We start from the raw sequence: 18,757 nt of genomic DNA, 5'->3' as shown, positions 1-18,757 counted from the left end.
CACCGTTGCAGTACTAAGACCTGGGCGGAGCGACCGGCGGAGCGCCGGGGGGAGCGATCTCAGGGATGGGCGTCGCGGCCGGGGGCCGGGGCAGGAACGTCCCGGTCTGCCGTGAGTTCTTTCGCGGCCTCGGTCTCAGGCTCCGGGTAGCGAGGCATGAAGAAGGCCACGGCCGTGGCGATCACGATGGCGACGAGCATGACCAGGAGCACGCCGTCGTACGTGCCGGCCTGCTCCACGGCCACCTGTACGAGCAAGGGGATGGTGCCGAAGGCGACGACGCCGGTGATGCCGAGGGTCAGTCCCAGGAGCGGCGCGAAGGACCGGTCGCCGAAATACCGGCCCAGCAGATAGGGCGCGATCGTGTACTCGGCCCCCTGGAACCCGCCCAGCAGGGCAAGGGCGACGAACAGCAGCCAGGTGGTGCCGTGGGTGGTCGTCACGATCAGCATTCCGAGCAGGACACTCGCGAAGAAGGGGAAGGCCGCCCGAGCGGACTTCGACCGGTCCATCACGGGCCCGGCGACGCACTGGCCGGCGAACGACGCGAGCCAGAAGACCGACAGCGCGAGCGACACGGTCCCGCTCCCGTACCCGCGCTCGCCGAACAGATCGACACCGAGGGTCCGTACGGACATCGTGACCCCCGTCGGGACCAGGATGATCAGCATGAGGAGGAGCCAGGCACGCGACCGGAGCGCCGCGGCCAGCGGGACGCCGGGGGCGTTACGGTGTTCCTGCGGGCCCGCGGGCGCCGAGGCCTTGATGACTGGTCCGCTGTCCGGCACCGGGCGGGCCCCTGGGGCCGGCGGTGTCGCGTCCGGCTGGGAGAGCAGGACGATCTGGGCCGGAACGCAGAGCAGCAGCACGCACAGGCCCAGCACGAGATACGTGTACCGCCAGCTGAAGGAGCTGGTGGACCACTCGAACAGCGGCGAGTAGACGGCGCTGGACAGGCTCGCCACCGCGCTGATCAGGGAGAACCCTACCCCGCGGTGGCGGGGGAACCATATCGACACGGTCTTGAAGCCCACCACCTGGGCGCAGACCTGGCTGCCCGCCAGGGCGACGAGGGCGAGGACGCCGAAGAGCGCGTTCGCTGACACCACCACCATCAGGCAGAACGCGACCCCGTAGATCAGCGAGGACCACACGGCGACGGTCCGCATGCTTACCTTGTCGACCAGGTAGCCACCGAAAGTGAGCACGAAGGGCGAGGAGAACAGCGGCAAGGACGACATGAGCAGCACCGTGTGTGACTGCGACCAGCCGAAGTCCTCGGATACCGGAGCGAGCATGTACGTGGTGAGATTGTTCACCACCGAGGGGCCCAGGATCATCGCGATGATACCGGCGCAGATCGCCATCCACGCCCCCCGGGGGTAGCTCCGCAGCGACGCGAAATACTCACGAAGGGAGCCGCCCGCGGGATCGGGACCGGCAAGGGCTTGCTGGGGTGTTGGGTGAGGGTGGGGCATCGTTGACCTTCCTCTGTGGCAGTCGTGGGCCAAGTAGACGTCGTCCGGTCCGCGGCCCGCCGTTCTGCGGAATCCCGGGGTGACCGGCGTCACGGCGCCGGTGCGCGACGGGAGCGGCGAGGTCGTGGCGGCGCTGGGCGTGGCGGCGCTCGCCGAGCGGGTCGGGCCGGCGGCCGAGGCGGAGATCGTCGCGAAGGCGGTGGCCACGGCCACGGCCATCGGCGACCGGCTCGCCACGGTCGCCGGCTGACGGTCGCGGCTGAGGGGGAGCGGGGCCCTCAGAACGACCAAGCATGCGCCTCCCCGAAGCTGTGCGCCCCGTACTGCCGGGCGAACGTGTGGTACTGCGCGCCGATGTGGGTCCGCCACATGGCCACGTCGCGCAGGTAGCGCTGCATGCGCTGGCCCTGCCCGGACGCCGAGGTGCCGGCGGAGTTGAACAGGGTGTCCACGGCCTCGGCGGCCAGGTGCCCGGCCTGCATGAGCGTGGCGCCGAGCCCGGAGCCCATCTCCGCGGTGATCGTGCGCCGCCCCTCGACGGACTCGCGGCTCCACTCGGTCATGAGGTCGGCGGTGTGGCAGACGATGGCCTCGGCGGCGTTGGCCTTCAGCCTCGCCTCCCCGAAGTCGCGCTGGTACAGGGGGTCCTTGAAGCGCGGGCCGCCGCCGGGGACGGTGGTGTTCCGGGTCCGGGCCAGGTGCTCGAACTCGTCGAGGGCGGCGCGGGCGGCGCCGACGACGCTGACGACCAGCTCCAGGACGAAGAAGCCGCCCGTGACGGCCCCGAGGTACATCGGGTTGCCGTGCAGCCGCACCCCGGGCGAGGTGGTGGTGTTGATCTCGTCGGGGTCCATGACGATGCCGTAGTGCTCGGGCACCACCTGCTGCTCGACGATGACGCTGTTCGAGCCGCTCGCCCGCATGCCGAGGACGCGGTCCCCGCCCCAGTCGTCCGCGATGGTGAACTGCCCGGCGGGGATGAGGATCTGCATGAGGCGGGCGCCCGCGACCGGCTCGCCGGGCACGGGCGGCGGCGCGCCCTCCTCGCCGACCAGCACGGACACGGTGGCGTGGGAGGCGTATGGCACGCCGGACTGGTAGCGGGACCGGGCGTTCACCAGCCAGCCGCCCTCGACCGGCGTGGCGGTGCCGGCGGGGTTGAACGCGTGGGAGGCGCGGAAGTAGCCGTGTTCGTTGGTGAACACCTCCTCCTGCGCCCGCTCCGGCCAGTGCGCGGCGACGCTGAGCGCGTGGCCCTGTCCCAGGCACAGGCACCAGGCGGTGCCCGGGTCGCCGCGCCCGACCTCCATGAGGACCTCGGCGAAGGTGCGCACGTCCACCTCCAGGCCGCCGTAGCGGCGCGGGGTCAGCAGCCGGTAGAACCCGGCCTCCTGGAACGCCTCGTGCACCGCCGGCGTGTAGTGGCCGAGCCGCTCGGCCTCCTCGGCCTGGTCCCGGATCAGGTTCCGCAGTTTCTGGGCGCGTTCGATCAGCACCGCCGCCGTCTCCTCAGTCATCGTGTGGCTCTCCTCGTCGTTGTTTCTCAGGGCAAGTCTGGTGAGGTGGGGTGGGTGGGTAGGGCAGGGGAGCTCAGCCGGCGGGGACCACGCTGGCGCCGAGCACGGAGCAGTCGCCGACGTCCCGCATGGCCTGCACGACCTCGTCGAGGCCGTAGCTGCGCTCGGCCATCGCCTTGAGGTCGAGCTGCCCCTGCTCGGCGAGCCGCACCATCCAGGGCAGGTCGCGGCGCATCCGCAGCGAGCCCTGCTGGCAGCTGTGCACCGTCTTGCCGTGGTTGGAGAACTCCCTCATGGGGAACGTGACGGTGGCGCCGGGGTCCTCGCTCAGCCCGGCCAGCGTCAGGTGCCCGGCCGAGCGGGTCATGGCCCATGCCTGCTCGACGGCCCGCGCCTCGCGCGCCGCCTCGAAGACGAAGTCGGCGCCGCGCCCCTGGTTGATGCCCCCGGCGTCCCCCGAGAGGTCCATGACGGCCTCGACGGGGTCGACCTCGGTGGGGTTGAGGGCCGTGGTGGCGCCGAGGCGCAGGGCGGCCTCGCGCCGGTGGGGCAGCGGGTCGATCGCGATGAACTGCGCGGCCAGGGCCAGCCGCGCCGCCTGCACGTAGGACAGGCCGACTGGCCCGCAGCCCACCACGGCGACGACGCTGCCGGGCTCGACCGGGGCGGTGCGCAGCGCGGCGCCCACCCCGGTGCACACCGGGTTGGGGATCAACGCCAGCTGGTCGGCCGGCAGGTCGGTGGTCACCGGGACGAGCTGGATGTCGGGCACCGCGGCCAGCTCGGCGAAGCCGCCGAGGTAGCCGAGGGGGTGCACCTCGGCGCCGTCCCGGGTGCGGGCGGTGGCGGGGCCGAACTGCACCATCCGGGCGCACTGGTCGAACCGGCCGCGCTGGCAGAAGTGGCAGGTGCCGCAGTTCGCGGTGCCGACCATCAGCACCCGGTCGCCGACCTTCACGCCCTGCGCCGCCGGGCCGGTCTCCTCCACGACGCCGACGGCGGCGTGCCCGGGGATGTGCGGCGGCAGGGGAGGAGGGGCCGCCGGGGTCGGGCCGTCCCCCGGGGGTGGGCCCTTCTCCGGGGGCGGCGATCCGGGCATGAACAGGAGCGCGGCGGCCTCGGCGCTGCCCACGTTGCAGGCTTCGACCCGGACCAGGGCGTCGCGGGGGCGGAGCGGCAGGGGCTCCAACTCTGTCACGCGCACGCCCGACTCGTTCCACAGCACGGCCTTGAATGTCACGCGATCGCTCTCCCTTTCGTGGGTGGGAGTCAGGAGGTCAGCAGGTCAAGGCGTCAGGGCCCTGCGGTTGCGGGGGTTGTCCGTTTCGAAGAAGGCGTCGTCGCGGAACCAGCCGGCCGCCCCCCTTGCCGACGGTGTTGACCTCAAGCTGTTCGGTGATGTACGCGCACACGGCACTTCACCTTCCTGTGCTGTGCTGTGCTGTGCTGTCCTGTGCTGGTCGGGTCCCGTGCGGTCGCCGCTCAGTCGGCGGGCTCGGCCGGGGTCGCCAGGTGGTGGGTGAAGAACTCGCGCACCAGGCGCCATCCCTCGACGGCCGCCTGGGGGGTGTAGCCGCCGCTGGACCAGTCGAAGAAGTCGTGGTCCGCGCCGTCGAAGAGGTGGTAGTCGAAGTCCTTGCCGGCGTCCCGCAGCACCTTCTCCTGGGCGGCGACCTCCGAGGGCGAGGGGACCAGGTCCTCGGAGCCGAACAGGCCCAGCAGCGGGGCCGACAGGCCGGGGGTGAGGTGGGCGATGGGCTCGACGAGCATGGGCGAGGCGCCGGGCGGCGGGGGGCCGGGAAGGGCCGGGGGCTTGTCCGGCTTGTCCACGATCACGCCGCCTCCGCCGTTGACGATGGCGTCCGCCCAGGTGGAGGTGCAGCCGATGTAGTAGGCCTGCCGGGCGCCCGAGCAGAAGCCGATCAGCCCCACCCGGCCGTTGGCGTTGGACATGGCGCGCAGGTACGCGGCGGCGCCGGCCGCGTCGGTGGCGACCCGGTCGTCCGGCGCGCCCCCCAGGCGGCGCATCTCGGCGGCGGCGTCGTCGGGATCACCCCACGGGTTCTCGCGGTGGTGGAGGTTGGGGCAGATGGCGTTGAAGCCATAGACGGCGAGCCGGCGGGTGTATTCCTTGCTGGCCTCGTCGTAGCCGGGCTCGTGGTGGAGCACCACCACGCCGCCGAGCGGTCGGTCGGTGAGCGGGCGAGCCACGTAGGCCTCGATGGGCTCGCCGTCCTGGCTGGTGAGGGTGATGGTCTCGGCCAGCGTGGCGTCATATCGGGACAACGCTGTCCTCCTTCGTGCTTCGTGCTGGGTGATTCGTGCGGTGTGCGGGGGTCGGGGCGGGTGGGGCTCAGGCCGGGCGGCGGCCGAAGATCGTGGTCATGCCCAGCCGGCGCAGCACCGTGAAGGCCGCCTCGCGGACCGTGCCGGGCCCGTCGGTCAGCGGGTGCGCGGGCGGCACGCGGTCGGTCATCGGGAGTCCTCGGGGGGCCCACCGGGCCAGAAGCCGTCCCGGACGGGGTCGCCGTAGTCGCGGGACTGCTTGCGGTCGACCACCCGATGCCAGTGGGCCGCCAGGTCCTCGACCGTCATGCCGGGGTCGCCCCAGCCCTCGGTCTGGGCGAAGTAGCTCTCCCAGACCCGGCCGGACTCCGAGTGGATGCCGGCGCCCGAGCAGGGGCAGGACTCGTGGGCGAGGTAGGCCGCTGCCGGGGCGACCATCTCGGGGGTGCCGATCTCCGGCGGCGCGGGGTGGCCGGTCTCCGGCGGCGCGGGGGTGCCGGGAGCGACCCGGACGGAGCCGGTGGTGGCGCCGGGGGCCAGGGCGTTGACGACGATGCCGTGTCGGTGCCCCTCCAGGGCCAGGGTGCGAGTCAGGCTCCACACGCCGGCCTTGGCGGCGCCGTACACCGAGGAGTAGCCCGCCCCGGTCATGGCCCCGGAGGTGGTGTTCACGATGCGCCCGTAGCCGGCCTCGCGCATGTGCGGCCACACCGCCCGGCACATCCAGATAGTGCCCATGAGGTGCACGTCGACGAGCGCGGAGATGGCGTCGGAGGGGAGGCGGTCGAACTCCCCGACCCGGAACACGCCGGCGTTGTTGATCAGCACGTCCACCCGCCCCCAGGCGTCCAGGGCGGTGCCCACCACGCCCTTCGCGCCGTCCTCGGTCGCCACCGAGTGGGTGTCGGCGATCGCCTCGCCGCCCTCGGCGCGGATCTCGGCGGCGATGGTCTCGGCGCTCGCGGCGTACGTGCCGCGGCCGTCCGGGCCCACGCCCAGGTCGTTGACGACGACCCGGGCGCCCCGCCGCGCGAGCAGTTGGGCGTAGGAGCGTCCCAGGCCCGGGTTGCCGCCGGCGCCGGTGACGACGACGACGCGGTCGTCGAAGCGCAGGGTGGGCTGTTCCCCGCTCACTCCGCACCCTCCGGCACGGCGGCCAGGACCCGCTGCACGGCCGCGGCCGGCTCGAGGGCGGACTCCCGGCTGACCTTCACGGCGACGCGGGGGTGGGCGGGCATGGGCAGGGCGTTGGCCTCCCAGGCCTCCTGTGCCGTGTGGCGCGGGCCGCTCGGCGGCTTGCGTTCGATGGTCATGTCGGTCACTCCTATCGAAGGTGAGGGCGGCGGCCGCCGAGGCGTGCCGCGCCGCGGGTCGGGGTCAGAGGCGGAGCCCGAGGGGGTCCAGCCCCAGCACCGCGCGGGCGTAGGGCTGGGAGGCGATGTTGAAGTTGCCCAACGGCCCGTGGGTGGCGGCGTGGACGTCGCGGTGGAGGCGCTGCAGCGGGTCCTTCGTGGACAGCGAGCGGGCGCCGCCCAGGTCGAATATGCGGTTGACGGCCTGCACCGAGAGCTTGCAGCCGTAGCCGCGGTTCCGCAGGTGGGCGGTGAGGTGCTCGATGGAGGGGTAGTCGCCGGCCTCGCCGATGCGCTGGGCCACCTCCATGTCCTCCAGCAGCATGGACCGGGCGGCCGCCACCTCCACCGTGGCCTCCGCGATCTGGGTCTGCACCATGGTGGAGTCGGCGCTCTTCACGCTGCCGGAGGTGCCGCGGGTCCGGGCGATGAGCTCCTCCGCCGCCCCCTGCGCGCCGCCGATCGCGACACAGGTCAGGTCCTGCAAGGTCGACATCGGGGCGAGGTAGCGCCGCTGCTGGTGGTAGCCGTACGCGCGCTCCAGGTCCGGGTCGCGCTCGAAGTCCACCGGGGGCCGCGGGATCTTGCCCCGGCGCTCCGGCACGAAGGCGTCCTCGATGAGGACGTCCTTGCTGCCGGTGCCGCGCAGGCCGGAGACGTCCCAGCTGCCGGCGTCGATGGTGTAGTCGCTGCGGGGCAGGATGAACTGCCGGATGCCCTCCTGTCCGGGGGCCACGACGAACATCCACTGGGAGTGGTCGCAGCCGCTGGCGAACTTCCCATGGCCGGAGACCCGGTACCCGCCCGGGACCTTGCGCCACTCGGACTTCACGCCGAGCTGGACGCTGGCGGAGAGCATGTCGGGCCCGTCGGCGAAGACCTCTTCCTGGGCCTCCATCGACCAGAAGCCCATCCAGTAGGCGTGCAGCGCCTGCAGGACGTACACCCAGCCCGTGGACGGGCAGGAGCGGGAGAACTCCATGGCGACCTCGTACATGGTGGCGACGTCCACGTCGAGGCCCCCGAACTTGATCGGGGTACCGATGCGCACCAGCTCGGCATCGATGATGTCCTGCATCGTCTCCTGGGAGACCTGCGAGGCGTCTTCCGCGGCCTGCGCGCGCTGCCTCAGCGCGGGGGCCAACGCGGCGGCGCGTTTGAGAAGCTCCTCGCGGACTGCCTGGTCCACTCCGGACTGGATGCTCATAACCTCACCTCGGGCCACAACAGGGGGAAGGCGGTCAGCGACCGCTCGTGCGGAGGACGTGGCACGAGAGGATGACCGTGACTGCTTGCGCGCATGCAATGGTTGCACGCTGGAAGCGTTCCATGCAACCATTGCATGCGTGCAGGCGTTTGTCGGATCCCCTGCCGACTGCCCTGCGGGAGGCCGCGAACAGCGCGGCGCCGGATCTGCGACTGGACGCCGCGGTGCGGCTATTGGAGTGGCCTTCGGCGGGCAGCTGGTGCAGAGCCAGACGCCTCGGATCCGGGCCGAGATCAAGCGTCACTTCGATCTGTTCAGCGCCGAGTTTGCCAGCGAGGACGGTCTACTGGCGTTGCCGCATGCGGCCTTGCTCGCGCGTGCGCGTCGCTGACCCAGGTCGGCTGCTGTCACGCAGCGGTCAGACAGGAGTCCGAGCCAGCGGGGCGCACATCTGAAGTTCGGCCGCTCTTCATCTGTGTACGGACCAATGTCCCGAGCTGTCAGGGTCAGGGGTGGCCGGGAACGGTGTCTCCGGTTCTCGGGCTGATCAGGGTGACGCCGCTGTGAGCCTGCTGGGCGACGCGCAGGGCCTCATTCTCCAGGGTCAGGCGCCGGATGTGGTCTTCGTAGATGTACAGGTGACGGGTGAGGTTCTCGTTCTCTGCGCGCAGGCGGGCAATGGTCTGCTGGTCCTTGTCGGTGTTACGGGCGCGGGGCTGGGTCGCCGAGCAGGCTGCTTCCGTCTGGAGCCGGGTGATCTGATCGGGGAAGTCCCGGTAGAGGGTCTGGCGGGGGACGTTGAGGCGGCGGGCAAGAGCGGAGACAGTGGCCCGGGGCCCGTCTGCGGCGTCTTCCAGCAGAGCCTCGACGGCAGCATCGACGGCCTGGAGGGTCAGGTCGTGCCGTCTCATGTCCGCGCCTGTTGATCTGGTGCTGGGGTGGGATAGCCGAGAAAGGAGGCGATCTCGTCGCGGCGTCGGACCAGCCGGTCGCGGACGAGTGGAGCGAGGATGTCGCCGCGCGCCAACTGGACGTCCAGCAGGGCGAGTCGATGGCGCCAGGCCGCCCTGTTGTCTTCGGTGAAGGCGGCGTTGTTGCAGGCCAGGGGCTGGCAGCTGTTCAGTGCAGGAGCCTGGGCGCTGTCGGCCGGTGGCCTGCAAAGACGGCGGTCGGGGTTGTCGCTGCAGGTGACGAACGTGCCCGTATAGATCCGCGGATCGCTGCGTTTCATGAGTTTGCGCAGTTGTGCTTCGTCGGGTGTCTTTCCCAGGAACCGGATCCGGTCGCCGAACTTCTCCAGGCGTGCGGCGTTCTGGCTTGCACGTCCAACCATCCTTTCGAGAGGGGTCGAAAGGTCCTGCTCAGCGGCGATTCACGGCGACCCCATGCCGATGGGGACAACTGCCGGTCCTGGCCTGGACGGTGGGGGTGAGATCGCACTTTCAAGGCATACCTCATGCTTCGTCGCTTCCGCGAGGAGCCGCCGGGGGATCACGTGAGTGCGACTGACCGGGGCGGTGTCAGCGAGGCCGGTCCACGCCGCACACCGTGCGTTCCCGACGGATCCATGTGGTAAGTACTCAGACCGACGAGTCGTTCGCCGACTCGGATGCGCTGTCTGCGTCGACACGCCAGAACGGGATCGCGCACGAACCCACATCCATGGCGATCGCCGCCGAACTGTCGCCGCCGCGCAATCGTGGGCGCTACCGGCCTTGGAGCGCTTCGGATCCCTGGTGGTGTGGGGCGCTTGCGCGGTGGCGGGCACCGAGGCCGCCGGTGGTATTGGGTGCTGCTACGACGTCCTGGCGGGACGCAGACTGAACCGGGCGCATACGCGCGTGCCGTCACAGATGTGGCCCGCGACACTTCCCAGGTCGACACCCAGGTTCTGATGGACCTGAGCCGCGTCATCCACGCCTGCGAGGAACTTCGCTTCGACTACACCCCAGCCCCCAGCACCTCAACCGGCGATCCCCGCCGGGTGCACCCCACCACCTGGTCACCTGGCGTCATCACTGGTACCTCGTGGCCTGGGACCTCGACCGCCAGGACTGGCGCACCTTCCGGGTCGACCGCATCCGACCCCGCACGCCCACCGGCCCCCGCTTCACGCCGCGCGAACTCCCCGGTGGCAACGTGTCGGCCTTCATCACCAGCCGGTTCCGCGGCAACGACGGCACCACCGACTGGCCCTGCCGAGGCGAAGGTCATCCTCCACCTCCCGGCCGCCGAGGTCGCACCCTTCGCCCCGGACGGAATCGTCGAGGAACTGGACTCGCACCGCTCCCGACTCGTCCTCGGCTCCTGGTCGTGGACCGGACTCGCCGCGACCATCGGCCGCTTCGACACCGACATCGACGTCGTCGGCCAGCCCGAGCTGGCCACCGCTTTCGCAGACCTCGCCGCCCGCTACGCCCGCGCCGCAAGACCCGAGACCGGTCCGACACCCTGAGAACGAAACCCCCCGCGCCGCGCCGCTCGAGCCCGTCGAACGTCCGGCACAGACCCACCGCTGATCCACACACGACGCTCGAAGGGCTCGGCACCGCAGCCCGCGGTGCAAACACGGCGGGTTGCCCCTCTCACCACCGACGACGTTTTCCAGACCGGGCACTCGACGGGGCCGGAGAGGGTACTCGACCCGACCTGATCATTCCCATCGGGAAGCGCAAGGGGCAGAGCCCGTCCACCGTCGGCACTCGCCGGGCAGACCGAGCGCCCGGCGGGTTCTGAGGCGGTCGAGCGGGCCCACGCCGACTTCGCCGCCCTCAGGGCCGGCAGACTCCTGGACCCGCTTCGCTCAGCCACACCACCAATTCGGCGTGACCCGTCAACCGCGCGACCGGATGTCTCCCTGCCGGGCACGCTCGTCGCCTTCGCGGTAGAGCACCAGGTGCTCGTGGAAGAGAACGCCGTCGCGGATGTCGCCGGTGGCGGTAAAGCCGATGTCGTCGACGTAGTCGATGTGGTTGCCGGTCACGGTGTAGCGGCCGGTATAGGCACTCCGACAGTTTCCGCGGGCCTCGTCGTAGCGGCCGTTCGGCAGCAGTTCCTGGCGGATGAATCCGTCCGCGGTCACCCACATCCCGACGTAAGATCTTGGGATGGACGCCGTCGGCCCAGACGTAGACGTAGTTGGATCCGGCCAGGTCACGGCGCTGGAACTCGGCGTGGTCGGCGGTCCACTGCTGCGTCAGCCGGGTCACCGTGGCCGGCGACAGCCCGGCCGAGGAGCCCAGAAACTGTTCCATCGCGGGCACGAAGTCGCCCGACGACAGGCCGTGGAGATAGAGCAGCGGCAGCACCTCGCTGATCTTCGGGGACTTCCGGCACCACGGGGCCAGGATCTTCGAGGAGAACCGCTGACGTTCACCCGTCGTCGCGTCGACCCGCTTGTCGTTCACGCGCGGCGCGGCCACCTCGACCGGTCCGGCAGTCGTGGTCACGGTCCGCGGCCGGTGCCGGGCCGTTGCGGACCACCAGTCGGCGACCGGCCTCGTCACGCTGCCCGGCGAGCTCGGCTATGTACTGGTCCACCTCCGCCTCCAGGGCAGCGGCCAGCATCCGCCGAGCACCCTCACGGACGATCTCGTCGATCAGGGAACCGGCCTCGGTGGTGCCGTCTTCATTGACTACGCTCAGCACGGGCGTGCCTTCCCGACCCGCGTTCGCAGCGCGGGCCTACTCGGTGACTTGACGATCACTCACTCGGGAAGGTACGCCCTTCGCGCGTCCTCCAGAGGAGCTGATCCACAAGTCCTGAGCATTGCTCGGCAGTTGGTCCGACTGCCCGCTCACGGCGTTTCAGCCTGGGGCAGGGCGAGGTCGGGTGGGTAACCCTTGGCACGAAGCCAGCTATCGAGGGCCAGGGCGACGACGTCGCCGTGGGGAACGTCCTGGTCGGCGTTGTAGCGACGGATGCGTCTCTGAAGTTGCAGGACGTCAGGGACGGCGTAGTTGAGCTGTCCGCGTTTGATGTGGCGGTTGCCGATCACCGCGAGAGTATCGGGATGGGGAGTGAGCGGATCGTCGGCGGGCTCGGACTGCGCATCGAGTGCGTCGGCCACGTCGCGTAGCCGACGGGCGTGGTGGGAGAGGTCGGGCACGAACGTTGCTCCGGTCAGTGCGGCTAGGCGGCTAGTTAGCCGCCTATTGGGCTATTGGAATAGTCGGCGGAAGGGGCGGTCGCGCACTCCGCGAGCTGGCTGCCGCCCCCCCCTGTGCTGTACGGCGGGTCAGAACCCGCGGGTGGTGAGCCACTCGTCCAGCGCGACCGAGACGATGTCGCCCATGGGCAGGTGGTCGAGTTCGTTGTCCAGCGCGAAGCGCTTGATCCGCTTCTTCAGCTTCAGCGCAGCAGGGACCGAGGCGTCCAGGCTCTCGCGCGCGATGATGCGCTGATTAAGGACGACTGCCACCTCCGGGATGTCCTTCGGGCGCCCCGATCCCTGCTCCCATGACGTCCCCTTACTGGGCGGCGTATCCGCACCGGCTTGCTGCTCGTGGTGAGGACTCGCTGCGCTAGTACTCACAGGGAACGCAGTGGCTCCCGCAACGGGAAGAACTGTCGAGTGAACCGCCACCTCAGCGGTGTGTGCCGCACCCGGAGCAGTGCCCGTGTCTTGGAACGCCCCACGCGGCGAGACGTGCTCGGCGGACTGCGTGGGCTGAACCACAGGTGCGGCAGGCTCCGCGGCCGCGGCCGCGGTCTGTCCCAGCGCCTGCCGCATCACCGACTCCACAGCAGATTCTGTTCCCGCCTCGGAGGCGACGGTTGGGCGAGCCGGCTGACGGGGAGCTGGCCCCTGCGCCAGGCTGCGCGGCGCGGCCTCGACGCTCGGATGGGCGGATGGTGCCGCGGGCGCCTGCGGCACCTCGGCCATCGTCTCGGTCAGGTCCCGCACCGATGCCTCGACAGGAGCGCTGGATGGAGCATGCTGACCCTGCGCCTTGCTCGCAGTGGGGCGGCCTTCGCCCTGGGCGGCGGCCTGTTCGGCGGCGTACTGCTCGGGGGTGAGCTCGGCGGCCGGGGGAGGGGGCGGCGGGGGCGCCTTCTTGGTCCCGCCGCCCAGGGTGCGGCCGGTGCGGCGGGCTGGGGGCTTCATGCGCTCGCTCATGCGGTGAGCTCCTTCATCAGTTCGGCGTACTCGCTCAGTTCGGTCGGGATCTCGCCGAAGGCCTCCATGTAGTGCACCCAGGAGTGGATGACGGTCTCGGCGAGAGGGAACGGCTCGTCGCGGTCCGGGCCGATGCCTTCGCCCTGGGCGGGCTGAAGCAGCTTGTCCTTCGCCGTGCGGGGCAGGCTGGTGCGGTCGTCGGCCTTCACCAGCACCACATGGGCCGTGACGTCGCGCTCGTTGCGGGCAGCGGCGCGCTCGGCCTCGTCGAAGGTGGCCACGAGCTTGCGGCGCTCGATCTTGGTGGGGGCGACCGGGACGATCAGCCGGTTCGCCTCGGTAACAGCCTCGTGGAAGAGGCGGGCGCTGCCGCCGCCGGCGTCGACCACGATCGCGCCGAACTCAGACCGCTTCTCACGGATGTACTCGGCGATGTCGTCGAACGGGTACCGCTCGACCACCAGGTTGGCCGGAATTTCGAAACCCTCGGCCTGGGCAACCTTGAACCAGTCGTAGGCGGACTGGCTGGTCGCGTCCGCGTCCAGCAGCAGCGTCGGCAGCTCCAGGACGACGGCGTAGTAGAGGGCGATGAACCAGGCCGAGGTGGTCTTGCCGGTGCCGCCCTTGAGCATGCCGACGACGATCACGAAGGCGTCCCAGGCGCGGGCTGTGGCCGCCGCCAGGGTCTTGGTACGGGTGTTCTCGTTCACGTGTGCTTGATCTCCTGAAACTGGAAAGGGTGCGTTGACTGGTGCGGGTCAGCGGAAGGCCGTCGTTCGGTGGCGGCTAGGTGCCGATGAAGGGGGTGCGCGTGCTGCCGGGCTGTGGCCGGGATGACCTTCGGGCAGGTCTCGTATCTGTTCGAGATCTCTATCTGTTGCGGTCATGGCCGTTTCCCCTCGGGGCGAGTGGGGCCATGCCGGTGCTGGGGCCGCATGCGGGTGCCTGCCTGGTGCAGGAGCCGGTAGACCGTGGGCACGGAGTAGTTGCACTGCTGGGCGAGGTCCGGGACCGTGGCGCCAGCCTCGTACCGCGTTCGGAGGGACAGCGCGAGCTTGTGCCGCTCGACGGCCCGCGCTGCGGCGCGCATCCGCAGCGTCTGCTGGGTGGTGCGCACGGTCCCACCGGCCTCGATCAGCAGGTGCCGGGCAGCACGCCTCGTCCCTCCTGCGGCCGCGGCGAGTTCTGTGAGCGTCGCGCCGTGCTGCTCGTACAGGGTGCGAAGCCGGGCGGCGAGACGCTGTCGCGCCTGCGGATCCTGGCGCATCCGACGGGTCTGCCACGACGTGCGCATCACCGTCCCGGCCTCGTGCAGCCGGTTGAGGACCGTGCCGTACGACAGCCCACTGGCGGCGACCAGTTCGTCGACCGTGGCACCGGACTCGTACTGCTTGCGCAGGGCCTCGGGTGTCACTGTCTCGCCCGCGTCAGAGGTGACCGGGGGACGTTGGTTCATGCGACGGACTCCCATTCGCTGAGGGCTTGGGCATGGGCGGCGGCCAGCTCGTCGTAACTGCGCTGGTCGGCAGGGGTGATGAGGATCAGGCGGCCGTCCGTGGCGACCCGCCAGTCGGCGGCCGGACGACCTGTGACGGGGTCGAGGGCGCGCCCGTCCGGGGCGTGCCACGTCGGCGGGATCTCGTCGGGACGCGGCGCTGGGACCAGGACCTGGTGGCCGTCGCGGACGATCACCACGGCTTTCTTGCGGTGCTCCGCGAGCCGGTCCAACGATTGTCGATATGTGGCGCGTTGGGCCGCGTGCAGGGCCTTCCGGCGAGCCGCCACGCCTGCGGTGCCGTGATGCTCGGCTACCTTGTCCCAGCCCTGGGCCAGCTCTGCAGCGAGGCACGTATCCCCGTCCGGGAGGCTGCTGCCGAAGCCCTCCAGAGCACGCGGTTCCAGGGCCCAGGTCTCCCCGGTGTGGCTGACGAGCCCGTGGTCGGCTAGGCGGCGCAGGGTCCTATAGGTGGTCGCCCGGGAGACCGAGGAGGTACCGATGAGCTCGCCGATGGTCTGGTTGGGGCGCTGGTGTAGAGCGCTGATGAGCATGAGGGCGGCGCTGCCGAGGCCGTGGTGGGCGAAGGCGTCGTGACCCATCAGGCGGCCGAGGACGGCGGAGTCGATGTCGGCCGCCGTGGCCGTCTCAGGGGTGGGCCACTCCTCAAGTGCCAGGTCGGGGGGGAACTGAGTGGTCCGGAAACGAGACAGCGAAGCAGGGACACCGTGGCCGGGGGCGCTGCCGTAGTCGAGGTTCCACGTGGAGCCCTCCCGGCCGTGGCCCACCCGCAGCCGGCGCAGCCAGCCCTGCGGCTTGAGGACGGTGTCGTAGACGACCCGCAACGTCGTGCGGGAGATCCCGGCTTCCTCCGCGGTCTGCCGCTCACTGGCGTGGTGCAGCGGGCCGCCCGCGATCTCGGCGAAGTTCAGGTGCGCGCGCAGTACCCGCAGCGCGGTCCGTCCCCGCTCCCCGCGCCAAGGCGTGGTCTCGATGCGGTCCCGCAGCCCGGCGAGCACCTCGTACGCGTCGTGCCGGGAGTCCAGCGCCCTGGTGGTGCTGACCGCTTGCGTGGCGTTGGCCCAGACCCGGCGGATGTAGTCCAGGGCGCGTGTCTGACCGGACCGGAGGGCGATGTTGCGGGCGTGTCGGCCGCCTTCGTGGTCGGGGTGCAGCAGGAGCTGCGTCAGCTGGTCGATGGTGCCGCCGGCGCGGGCCACGTGGCAGGCGATGGCCGCGGTGATCCGGTGCCCGTGCTCAGCCGCCCCCTGCCGGTCCGTGCGCAAGGCCACCGTCCGGCCGTCGGTGGCGAGTCGGCTGTAACTGCCGGTGGCGTAGCGGCCGGTGAGGTCGCCGAGCAGAATGAGATCGGTCGCGGCCGACGGCAGTTGGGCGGGGCTGAGAATGCCGCGGAATTCGGTGGAGTTTCGTTGGGGGAGGGCGTGATGGGTGCTGTTTGGCACGGTGGGGTCGTCTCGCAAGAACGTGGACGCCACCCAGGCCCGCTAAAACCACGGGTGGTGTCCGGAACCGACCTCCATCGGCGCCAGAAAGGTCCCCAGGATGGCCGTCCTGGAGGCCCTCGTATGCCTGGCCCCGAGTGGAGGCAGGCGTCCCCATCGCAGCTCGACCGAGGTCGAAACAGAGCACCGCCAGAGAGGCCCACTGCTGATCCACACCGGCCAACTCAGGTCCCTCAGAAGCCTGTTGCAGAGGCCGCTGCCTCTGACTGCCTCTGAGCGACCCGGGTCGAACCGGGGTCGAATCAGAGCGGTTTCCTCTGACTGCCTCCGATCGCCTCCGCAACCCGTCCTAGCAGGTCACAGCCTCATCGCCCCCACACAAGCGCAGGTCAGAAAGGTGCGCTAGCTGTACCACTGGTTCCTGGCGAAGGCGGTCATGTGAGGCATGGCGGTCCCGTCCCTGAGAACACTGATAACCCTGTGAGCGGAGCCACGTCACCCCGCGTGCCACCACACTCCAGACCGCGCACGACCCCGGGCAATACCGCTTCCGCCAGACGGAAGTACCGCTTTGCCCGGCCGTGACGCAGCCGCCCGACGCTGTTCGCGCGGCGGCCCCCGCCGCGTCACACCCGCGCCACGGACCCTTCCCCGTCGTTCGTTCCTCTTGGACCATTCCTTGCGCGCAGGTCACATCCGACGCACCACGTCAGGACAAGAGGTCATCCACCCATGCCTGAAGTCAACCGGCGGCGATTCCTCCAGGTCGCGGGCGCCACTACGGCGTTCAGCGCACTGTCGGCCAGTATCGAGCGGGCCGCGGCGCTGCCCGCGCACCATCGTTCCGGCACCATCGAGGATGTCGAGCACATCGTCGTCCTCATGCAGGAGAACCGGTCCTTCGACCACTACTTCGGCTCGCTGAGAGGTGTTCGGGGCTTCGGCGACCCGCATCCGGTGACGCTGGACAACGGCAGGAGCGTGTGGCACCAGTCGGACGGCACGAGGGACGTGCTGCCGTTCCACCCCGAGGCCGACGATCTCGGCATGCAGTTCCTGGAGGGCCTGCCGCACGGCTGGCCCGACGGGCACGCCGCCTACAACGGCGGCAAGTACGACAAGTGGGTACCGGCCAAGGGCACCACGACGATGGCGTACCTGACGCGTGAGGACATCCCGTTCCACTACGCCCTCGCCGACACCTTCACCGTCTGCGACGCCTACCACTGCTCGTTCATCGGTTCCACGGACCCCAACCGCTACTACATGTGGACGGGACACACGGGCAACGACGGCAAGGGCGGCGGCCCCGTCCTCGGCAACGACGAGGTCGGCTACGACTGGACGACCTACCCCGAACGGCTCGAAGCGGCCGGGATCTCCTGGAAGATCTACCAGGACATCGGCGACGGCCTGGACGCGGCCGGCTCCTGGGGCTGGATAGCCGACGCCTACCGGGGCAACTACGGCGACAACTCGCTGCTCTACTTCAACAAGTACCGCAACGCCGAGCCCGGGGACCCCTGGTACGACAAGGCCCGGACCGGCACGAACGTCAAGGCCGGCGACGGCTACTTCGACCGGCTGCGGGCCGACGTCAAGGCGGGGAAGCTCCCGCAGATCTCCTGGATCGCCGCGCCCGAGGCGTTCTCCGAGCACTCCAACTGGCCCTCGAACTACGGCGCCTGGTACATCTCCCAGGTCCTCGACGCCCTCACCTCCAACCCGGCCGTCTGGGCGAAGACCGCGCTGTTCATCACGTACGACGAGAACGACGGCTTCTTCGACCACCTCGTGCCGCCGCTGCCGCCGCGCGACGCCTCCCGCGGCAAGTCGACGGTGGAGGTCGGCCCGGACCTCTTCGGGGGCAGCCCCACCCATGTCGCCGGTCCGTACGGGCTCGGCCCGCGCGTGCCGATGCTGGTCGTCTCGCCCTGGAGCAAGGGCGGTTACGTCTGCTCGGAGACCTTCGACCACACCTCGATCCTGCGGTTCATGGAGCGGCGGTTCGGGGTGCGCGAGCCCCACATCTCGCCGTGGCGGCGGGCCGTCTGCGGTGACCTGACCTCGGCCTTCGACTTCTCCCGCAAGGACAGCCGGCCCGCCGCGCTGCCGGACACCGACGCGTACGAGCCGCCGGACCGGGAACGGCACCCCGACTACCGGCCCACCGTGCCGGCGGACCCGAGCATGCCGCGGCAGGAACGAGGGCTGCGTCCCGCCCGGCCGCTGAAGTACGCGCCCCGGGTGGACGGTTCGGCCGACCCGAAGGCCGGGACCCTCACCCTCACGTTCGCCTCCGGCGGCAGGGCGGGCGCGGCGTTCCTGGTCACCTCGGGGAACCGTACGGACGGGCCGTGGACGTACACCACGGGGGCGGGCCGGACCGTGTCGGACACGTGGGACTCCGCCGTCTCCGGCGGCGCGTACGACCTGACGGTGCACGGGCCGAACGGCTTCCTGCGGGTCTTCGAGGGGCCGGGGAAGACGCGTGGGCCCGAGGTCACCGCGCGGCACGTCGGCGACGACGTGGAGCTGACCTTCACCAACAAGGGGTCCGCCGCGGTGAGTCTGAAGGTCGTGAGCGCGTACGGCGGGCGGTCCCGCACGGTCCGGGTGCGGGCCGGGGCGAGCGTCCGGCAGGTCGTGGACCTCCGGTCCAGCCGCCGGTGGTACGACCTGACGGTCACCGGCGAGGGGGGTTTCCTCCGGAGGTTCGCCGGACACGTGGAGAACGGGCGGGGCGGGGTGAGTGATCCGGCGTTGGGGTGGAGGTAGGAACGCCGCGCCCAGTAGCTCGGGGGGATCTGTGGTCGGGCGGGCGGCGGTCGTGTGTGGC

General features: G+C 70.7%; 19 protein-coding genes and 2 pseudogenes. 4 read left to right on the top strand and 17 right to left on the bottom strand.

Annotated elements, in window-relative coordinates:
- Positions 1-59: 59 nt before the first annotated feature.
- A complete protein-coding gene (locus ACZ9QC_RS05295) occupies positions 60-1,340 on the bottom strand; it encodes an MFS transporter (protein WP_472919061.1) in 1,281 nt (426 codons plus the stop codon).
- Between the two features lie 217 nt (positions 1,341-1,557).
- On the opposite strand from ACZ9QC_RS05295, the gene ACZ9QC_RS05290 reads away from it, so the two are divergent.
- Positions 1,558-1,728, top strand: a complete 171-nt coding sequence (locus ACZ9QC_RS05290; RefSeq protein WP_472919060.1) for a hypothetical protein — start codon at positions 1,558-1,560, stop codon at positions 1,726-1,728.
- Between the two features lie 28 nt (positions 1,729-1,756).
- On the opposite strand, the gene ACZ9QC_RS05285 is transcribed toward ACZ9QC_RS05290, so the two are convergent.
- The 7 genes from ACZ9QC_RS05285 to ACZ9QC_RS05255 form a co-directional block, all read right to left on the bottom strand.
- Positions 1,757-2,995: an acyl-CoA dehydrogenase family protein gene (locus ACZ9QC_RS05285; protein ID WP_472919059.1), complete on the bottom strand. Its 1,239-nt coding sequence runs from the start codon at positions 2,993-2,995 to the stop codon at positions 1,757-1,759.
- Positions 2,996-3,068: 73 nt separating this feature from the next.
- A complete protein-coding gene (locus ACZ9QC_RS05280; protein ID WP_472919058.1) occupies positions 3,069-4,235 on the bottom strand; it encodes a zinc-binding dehydrogenase in 1,167 nt (388 codons plus the stop codon).
- Between the two features lie 242 nt (positions 4,236-4,477).
- Positions 4,478-5,281 carry a dienelactone hydrolase family protein gene (locus tag ACZ9QC_RS05275; RefSeq protein WP_472919057.1) on the bottom strand — a complete coding sequence of 268 codons (804 nt, stop codon included), beginning with the start codon at positions 5,279-5,281 and terminating at the stop codon, positions 4,478-4,480.
- A 67-nt stretch (positions 5,282-5,348) separates the two neighbouring features.
- The gene (locus ACZ9QC_RS05270; protein ID WP_472919056.1) at positions 5,349-5,471 is read right to left on the bottom strand and encodes a hypothetical protein; all 123 of its coding nucleotides are present in this window, start codon (positions 5,469-5,471) and stop codon (positions 5,349-5,351) included.
- Positions 5,468-6,415, bottom strand: a complete 948-nt coding sequence (locus ACZ9QC_RS05265) for an SDR family NAD(P)-dependent oxidoreductase (RefSeq protein ID WP_472919055.1) — start codon at positions 6,413-6,415, stop codon at positions 5,468-5,470. Before ACZ9QC_RS05265 ends, ACZ9QC_RS05270 begins: the two co-directional genes overlap by 4 nt.
- On the bottom strand, positions 6,412-6,594 hold the full coding sequence (locus ACZ9QC_RS05260; protein ID WP_472919054.1) for a hypothetical protein: 183 nt from the start codon (positions 6,592-6,594) through the stop codon (positions 6,412-6,414). The genes ACZ9QC_RS05265 and ACZ9QC_RS05260 overlap by 4 nt, the downstream gene beginning before the upstream one ends.
- A 64-nt stretch (positions 6,595-6,658) precedes the next feature.
- A complete protein-coding gene (locus tag ACZ9QC_RS05255) occupies positions 6,659-7,840 on the bottom strand; it encodes an acyl-CoA dehydrogenase family protein (RefSeq protein WP_472919053.1) in 1,182 nt (393 codons plus the stop codon).
- A gap of 238 nt (positions 7,841-8,078) precedes the next feature.
- On the opposite strand from ACZ9QC_RS05255, the gene ACZ9QC_RS05250 reads away from it, so the two are divergent.
- Entirely contained in the window at positions 8,079-8,231 is a 153-nt protein-coding gene (locus ACZ9QC_RS05250) for a hypothetical protein (protein ID WP_472919052.1), read from the top strand.
- Between the two features lie 115 nt (positions 8,232-8,346).
- On the opposite strand, the gene ACZ9QC_RS05245 is transcribed toward ACZ9QC_RS05250, so the two are convergent.
- Together ACZ9QC_RS05245 and ACZ9QC_RS05240 are read right to left on the bottom strand one after the other, a co-directional pair.
- Positions 8,347-8,751, bottom strand: coding sequence for a transposase (locus tag ACZ9QC_RS05245; protein WP_472919051.1), 405 nt, complete (start codon positions 8,749-8,751; stop codon positions 8,347-8,349).
- On the bottom strand, positions 8,748-9,173 hold the full coding sequence (locus ACZ9QC_RS05240; RefSeq protein ID WP_472919050.1) for a hypothetical protein: 426 nt from the start codon (positions 9,171-9,173) through the stop codon (positions 8,748-8,750). The genes ACZ9QC_RS05245 and ACZ9QC_RS05240 overlap by 4 nt, the downstream gene beginning before the upstream one ends.
- Positions 9,174-9,698: 525 nt before the next feature.
- Between ACZ9QC_RS05240 and ACZ9QC_RS05235 the strand changes: the two are divergent.
- Positions 9,699-10,295: pseudogene (locus ACZ9QC_RS05235) on the top strand (helix-turn-helix transcriptional regulator); the annotation flags it as partial.
- Positions 10,296-10,673: 378 nt separating this feature from the next.
- Here ACZ9QC_RS05235 and ACZ9QC_RS05230 read toward each other — a convergent pair.
- The 7 genes and pseudogenes from ACZ9QC_RS05230 to ACZ9QC_RS05200 form a co-directional block, all read right to left on the bottom strand.
- The gene (locus ACZ9QC_RS05230) at positions 10,674-10,928 is read right to left on the bottom strand and encodes an Atu4866 domain-containing protein (RefSeq protein WP_472919049.1); all 255 of its coding nucleotides are present in this window, start codon (positions 10,926-10,928) and stop codon (positions 10,674-10,676) included.
- A 10-nt stretch (positions 10,929-10,938) separates the two neighbouring features.
- Positions 10,939-11,488 (bottom strand): annotated as a pseudogene (locus tag ACZ9QC_RS05225) (transposase); the annotation flags it as partial.
- Between the two features lie 149 nt (positions 11,489-11,637).
- A complete protein-coding gene (locus ACZ9QC_RS05220; RefSeq protein WP_472919048.1) occupies positions 11,638-11,910 on the bottom strand; it encodes a hypothetical protein in 273 nt (90 codons plus the stop codon).
- Between the two features lie 168 nt (positions 11,911-12,078).
- Positions 12,079-12,960, bottom strand: coding sequence for a hypothetical protein (locus ACZ9QC_RS05215; RefSeq protein ID WP_472919047.1), 882 nt, complete (start codon positions 12,958-12,960; stop codon positions 12,079-12,081).
- A complete protein-coding gene (locus ACZ9QC_RS05210) occupies positions 12,957-13,670 on the bottom strand; it encodes a ParA family protein (RefSeq protein ID WP_472919046.1) in 714 nt (237 codons plus the stop codon). The genes ACZ9QC_RS05215 and ACZ9QC_RS05210 overlap by 4 nt, the downstream gene beginning before the upstream one ends.
- A 173-nt stretch (positions 13,671-13,843) precedes the next feature.
- Positions 13,844-14,416 carry a helix-turn-helix domain-containing protein gene (locus ACZ9QC_RS05205; protein WP_472919045.1) on the bottom strand — a complete coding sequence of 191 codons (573 nt, stop codon included), beginning with the start codon at positions 14,414-14,416 and terminating at the stop codon, positions 13,844-13,846.
- Positions 14,413-15,918 carry a helix-turn-helix domain-containing protein gene (locus ACZ9QC_RS05200; protein ID WP_472919044.1) on the bottom strand — a complete coding sequence of 502 codons (1,506 nt, stop codon included), beginning with the start codon at positions 15,916-15,918 and terminating at the stop codon, positions 14,413-14,415. The genes ACZ9QC_RS05205 and ACZ9QC_RS05200 overlap by 4 nt, the downstream gene beginning before the upstream one ends.
- 732 nt (positions 15,919-16,650) lie before the next feature.
- Here ACZ9QC_RS05200 and ACZ9QC_RS05195 point away from each other — a divergent pair.
- Positions 16,651-18,696, top strand: coding sequence for a phosphocholine-specific phospholipase C (locus ACZ9QC_RS05195; RefSeq protein WP_472919043.1), 2,046 nt, complete (start codon positions 16,651-16,653; stop codon positions 18,694-18,696).
- Positions 18,697-18,757 lie beyond the last annotated feature (61 nt).

The sequence above is a fragment of the Streptomyces sp. HUAS MS02 genome (genome assembly GCF_055702265.1).
This window is presented reverse-complemented; position numbering and strand designations above follow the sequence as displayed.

Bases quoted from the DNA above. Each gene is read 5' to 3' on its own strand.
- ACZ9QC_RS05295 (WP_472919061.1), bottom strand. From the start codon at position 1,340: ATGATCCTGGGCCCCTCGGTGGTGAACAATCTCACCACGTACATGCTC.
- ACZ9QC_RS05285 (WP_472919059.1), bottom strand. From the start codon at position 2,995: ATGACTGAGGAGACGGCGGCGGTGCTGATCGAACGCGCCCAGAAACTG.
- ACZ9QC_RS05270 (WP_472919056.1), bottom strand. From the start codon at position 5,471: ATGACCGACCGCGTGCCGCCCGCGCACCCGCTGACCGACGGGCCCGGC.
- ACZ9QC_RS05260 (WP_472919054.1), bottom strand. From the start codon at position 6,594: ATGACCATCGAACGCAAGCCGCCGAGCGGCCCGCGCCACACGGCACAG.
- ACZ9QC_RS05255 (WP_472919053.1), bottom strand. From the start codon at position 7,840: ATGAGCATCCAGTCCGGAGTGGACCAGGCAGTCCGCGAGGAGCTTCTC.
- ACZ9QC_RS05245 (WP_472919051.1), bottom strand. From the start codon at position 8,751: ATGAGACGGCACGACCTGACCCTCCAGGCCGTCGATGCTGCCGTCGAG.
- ACZ9QC_RS05240 (WP_472919050.1), bottom strand. From the start codon at position 9,173: ATGGTTGGACGTGCAAGCCAGAACGCCGCACGCCTGGAGAAGTTCGGC.
- ACZ9QC_RS05230 (WP_472919049.1), bottom strand. From the start codon at position 10,928: ATGTGGGTGACCGCGGACGGATTCATCCGCCAGGAACTGCTGCCGAAC.
- ACZ9QC_RS05215 (WP_472919047.1), bottom strand. From the start codon at position 12,960: ATGAGCGAGCGCATGAAGCCCCCAGCCCGCCGCACCGGCCGCACCCTG.
- ACZ9QC_RS05205 (WP_472919045.1), bottom strand. From the start codon at position 14,416: ATGAACCAACGTCCCCCGGTCACCTCTGACGCGGGCGAGACAGTGACA.
- ACZ9QC_RS05195 (WP_472919043.1), top strand. From the start codon at position 16,651: ATGCCTGAAGTCAACCGGCGGCGATTCCTCCAGGTCGCGGGCGCCACT.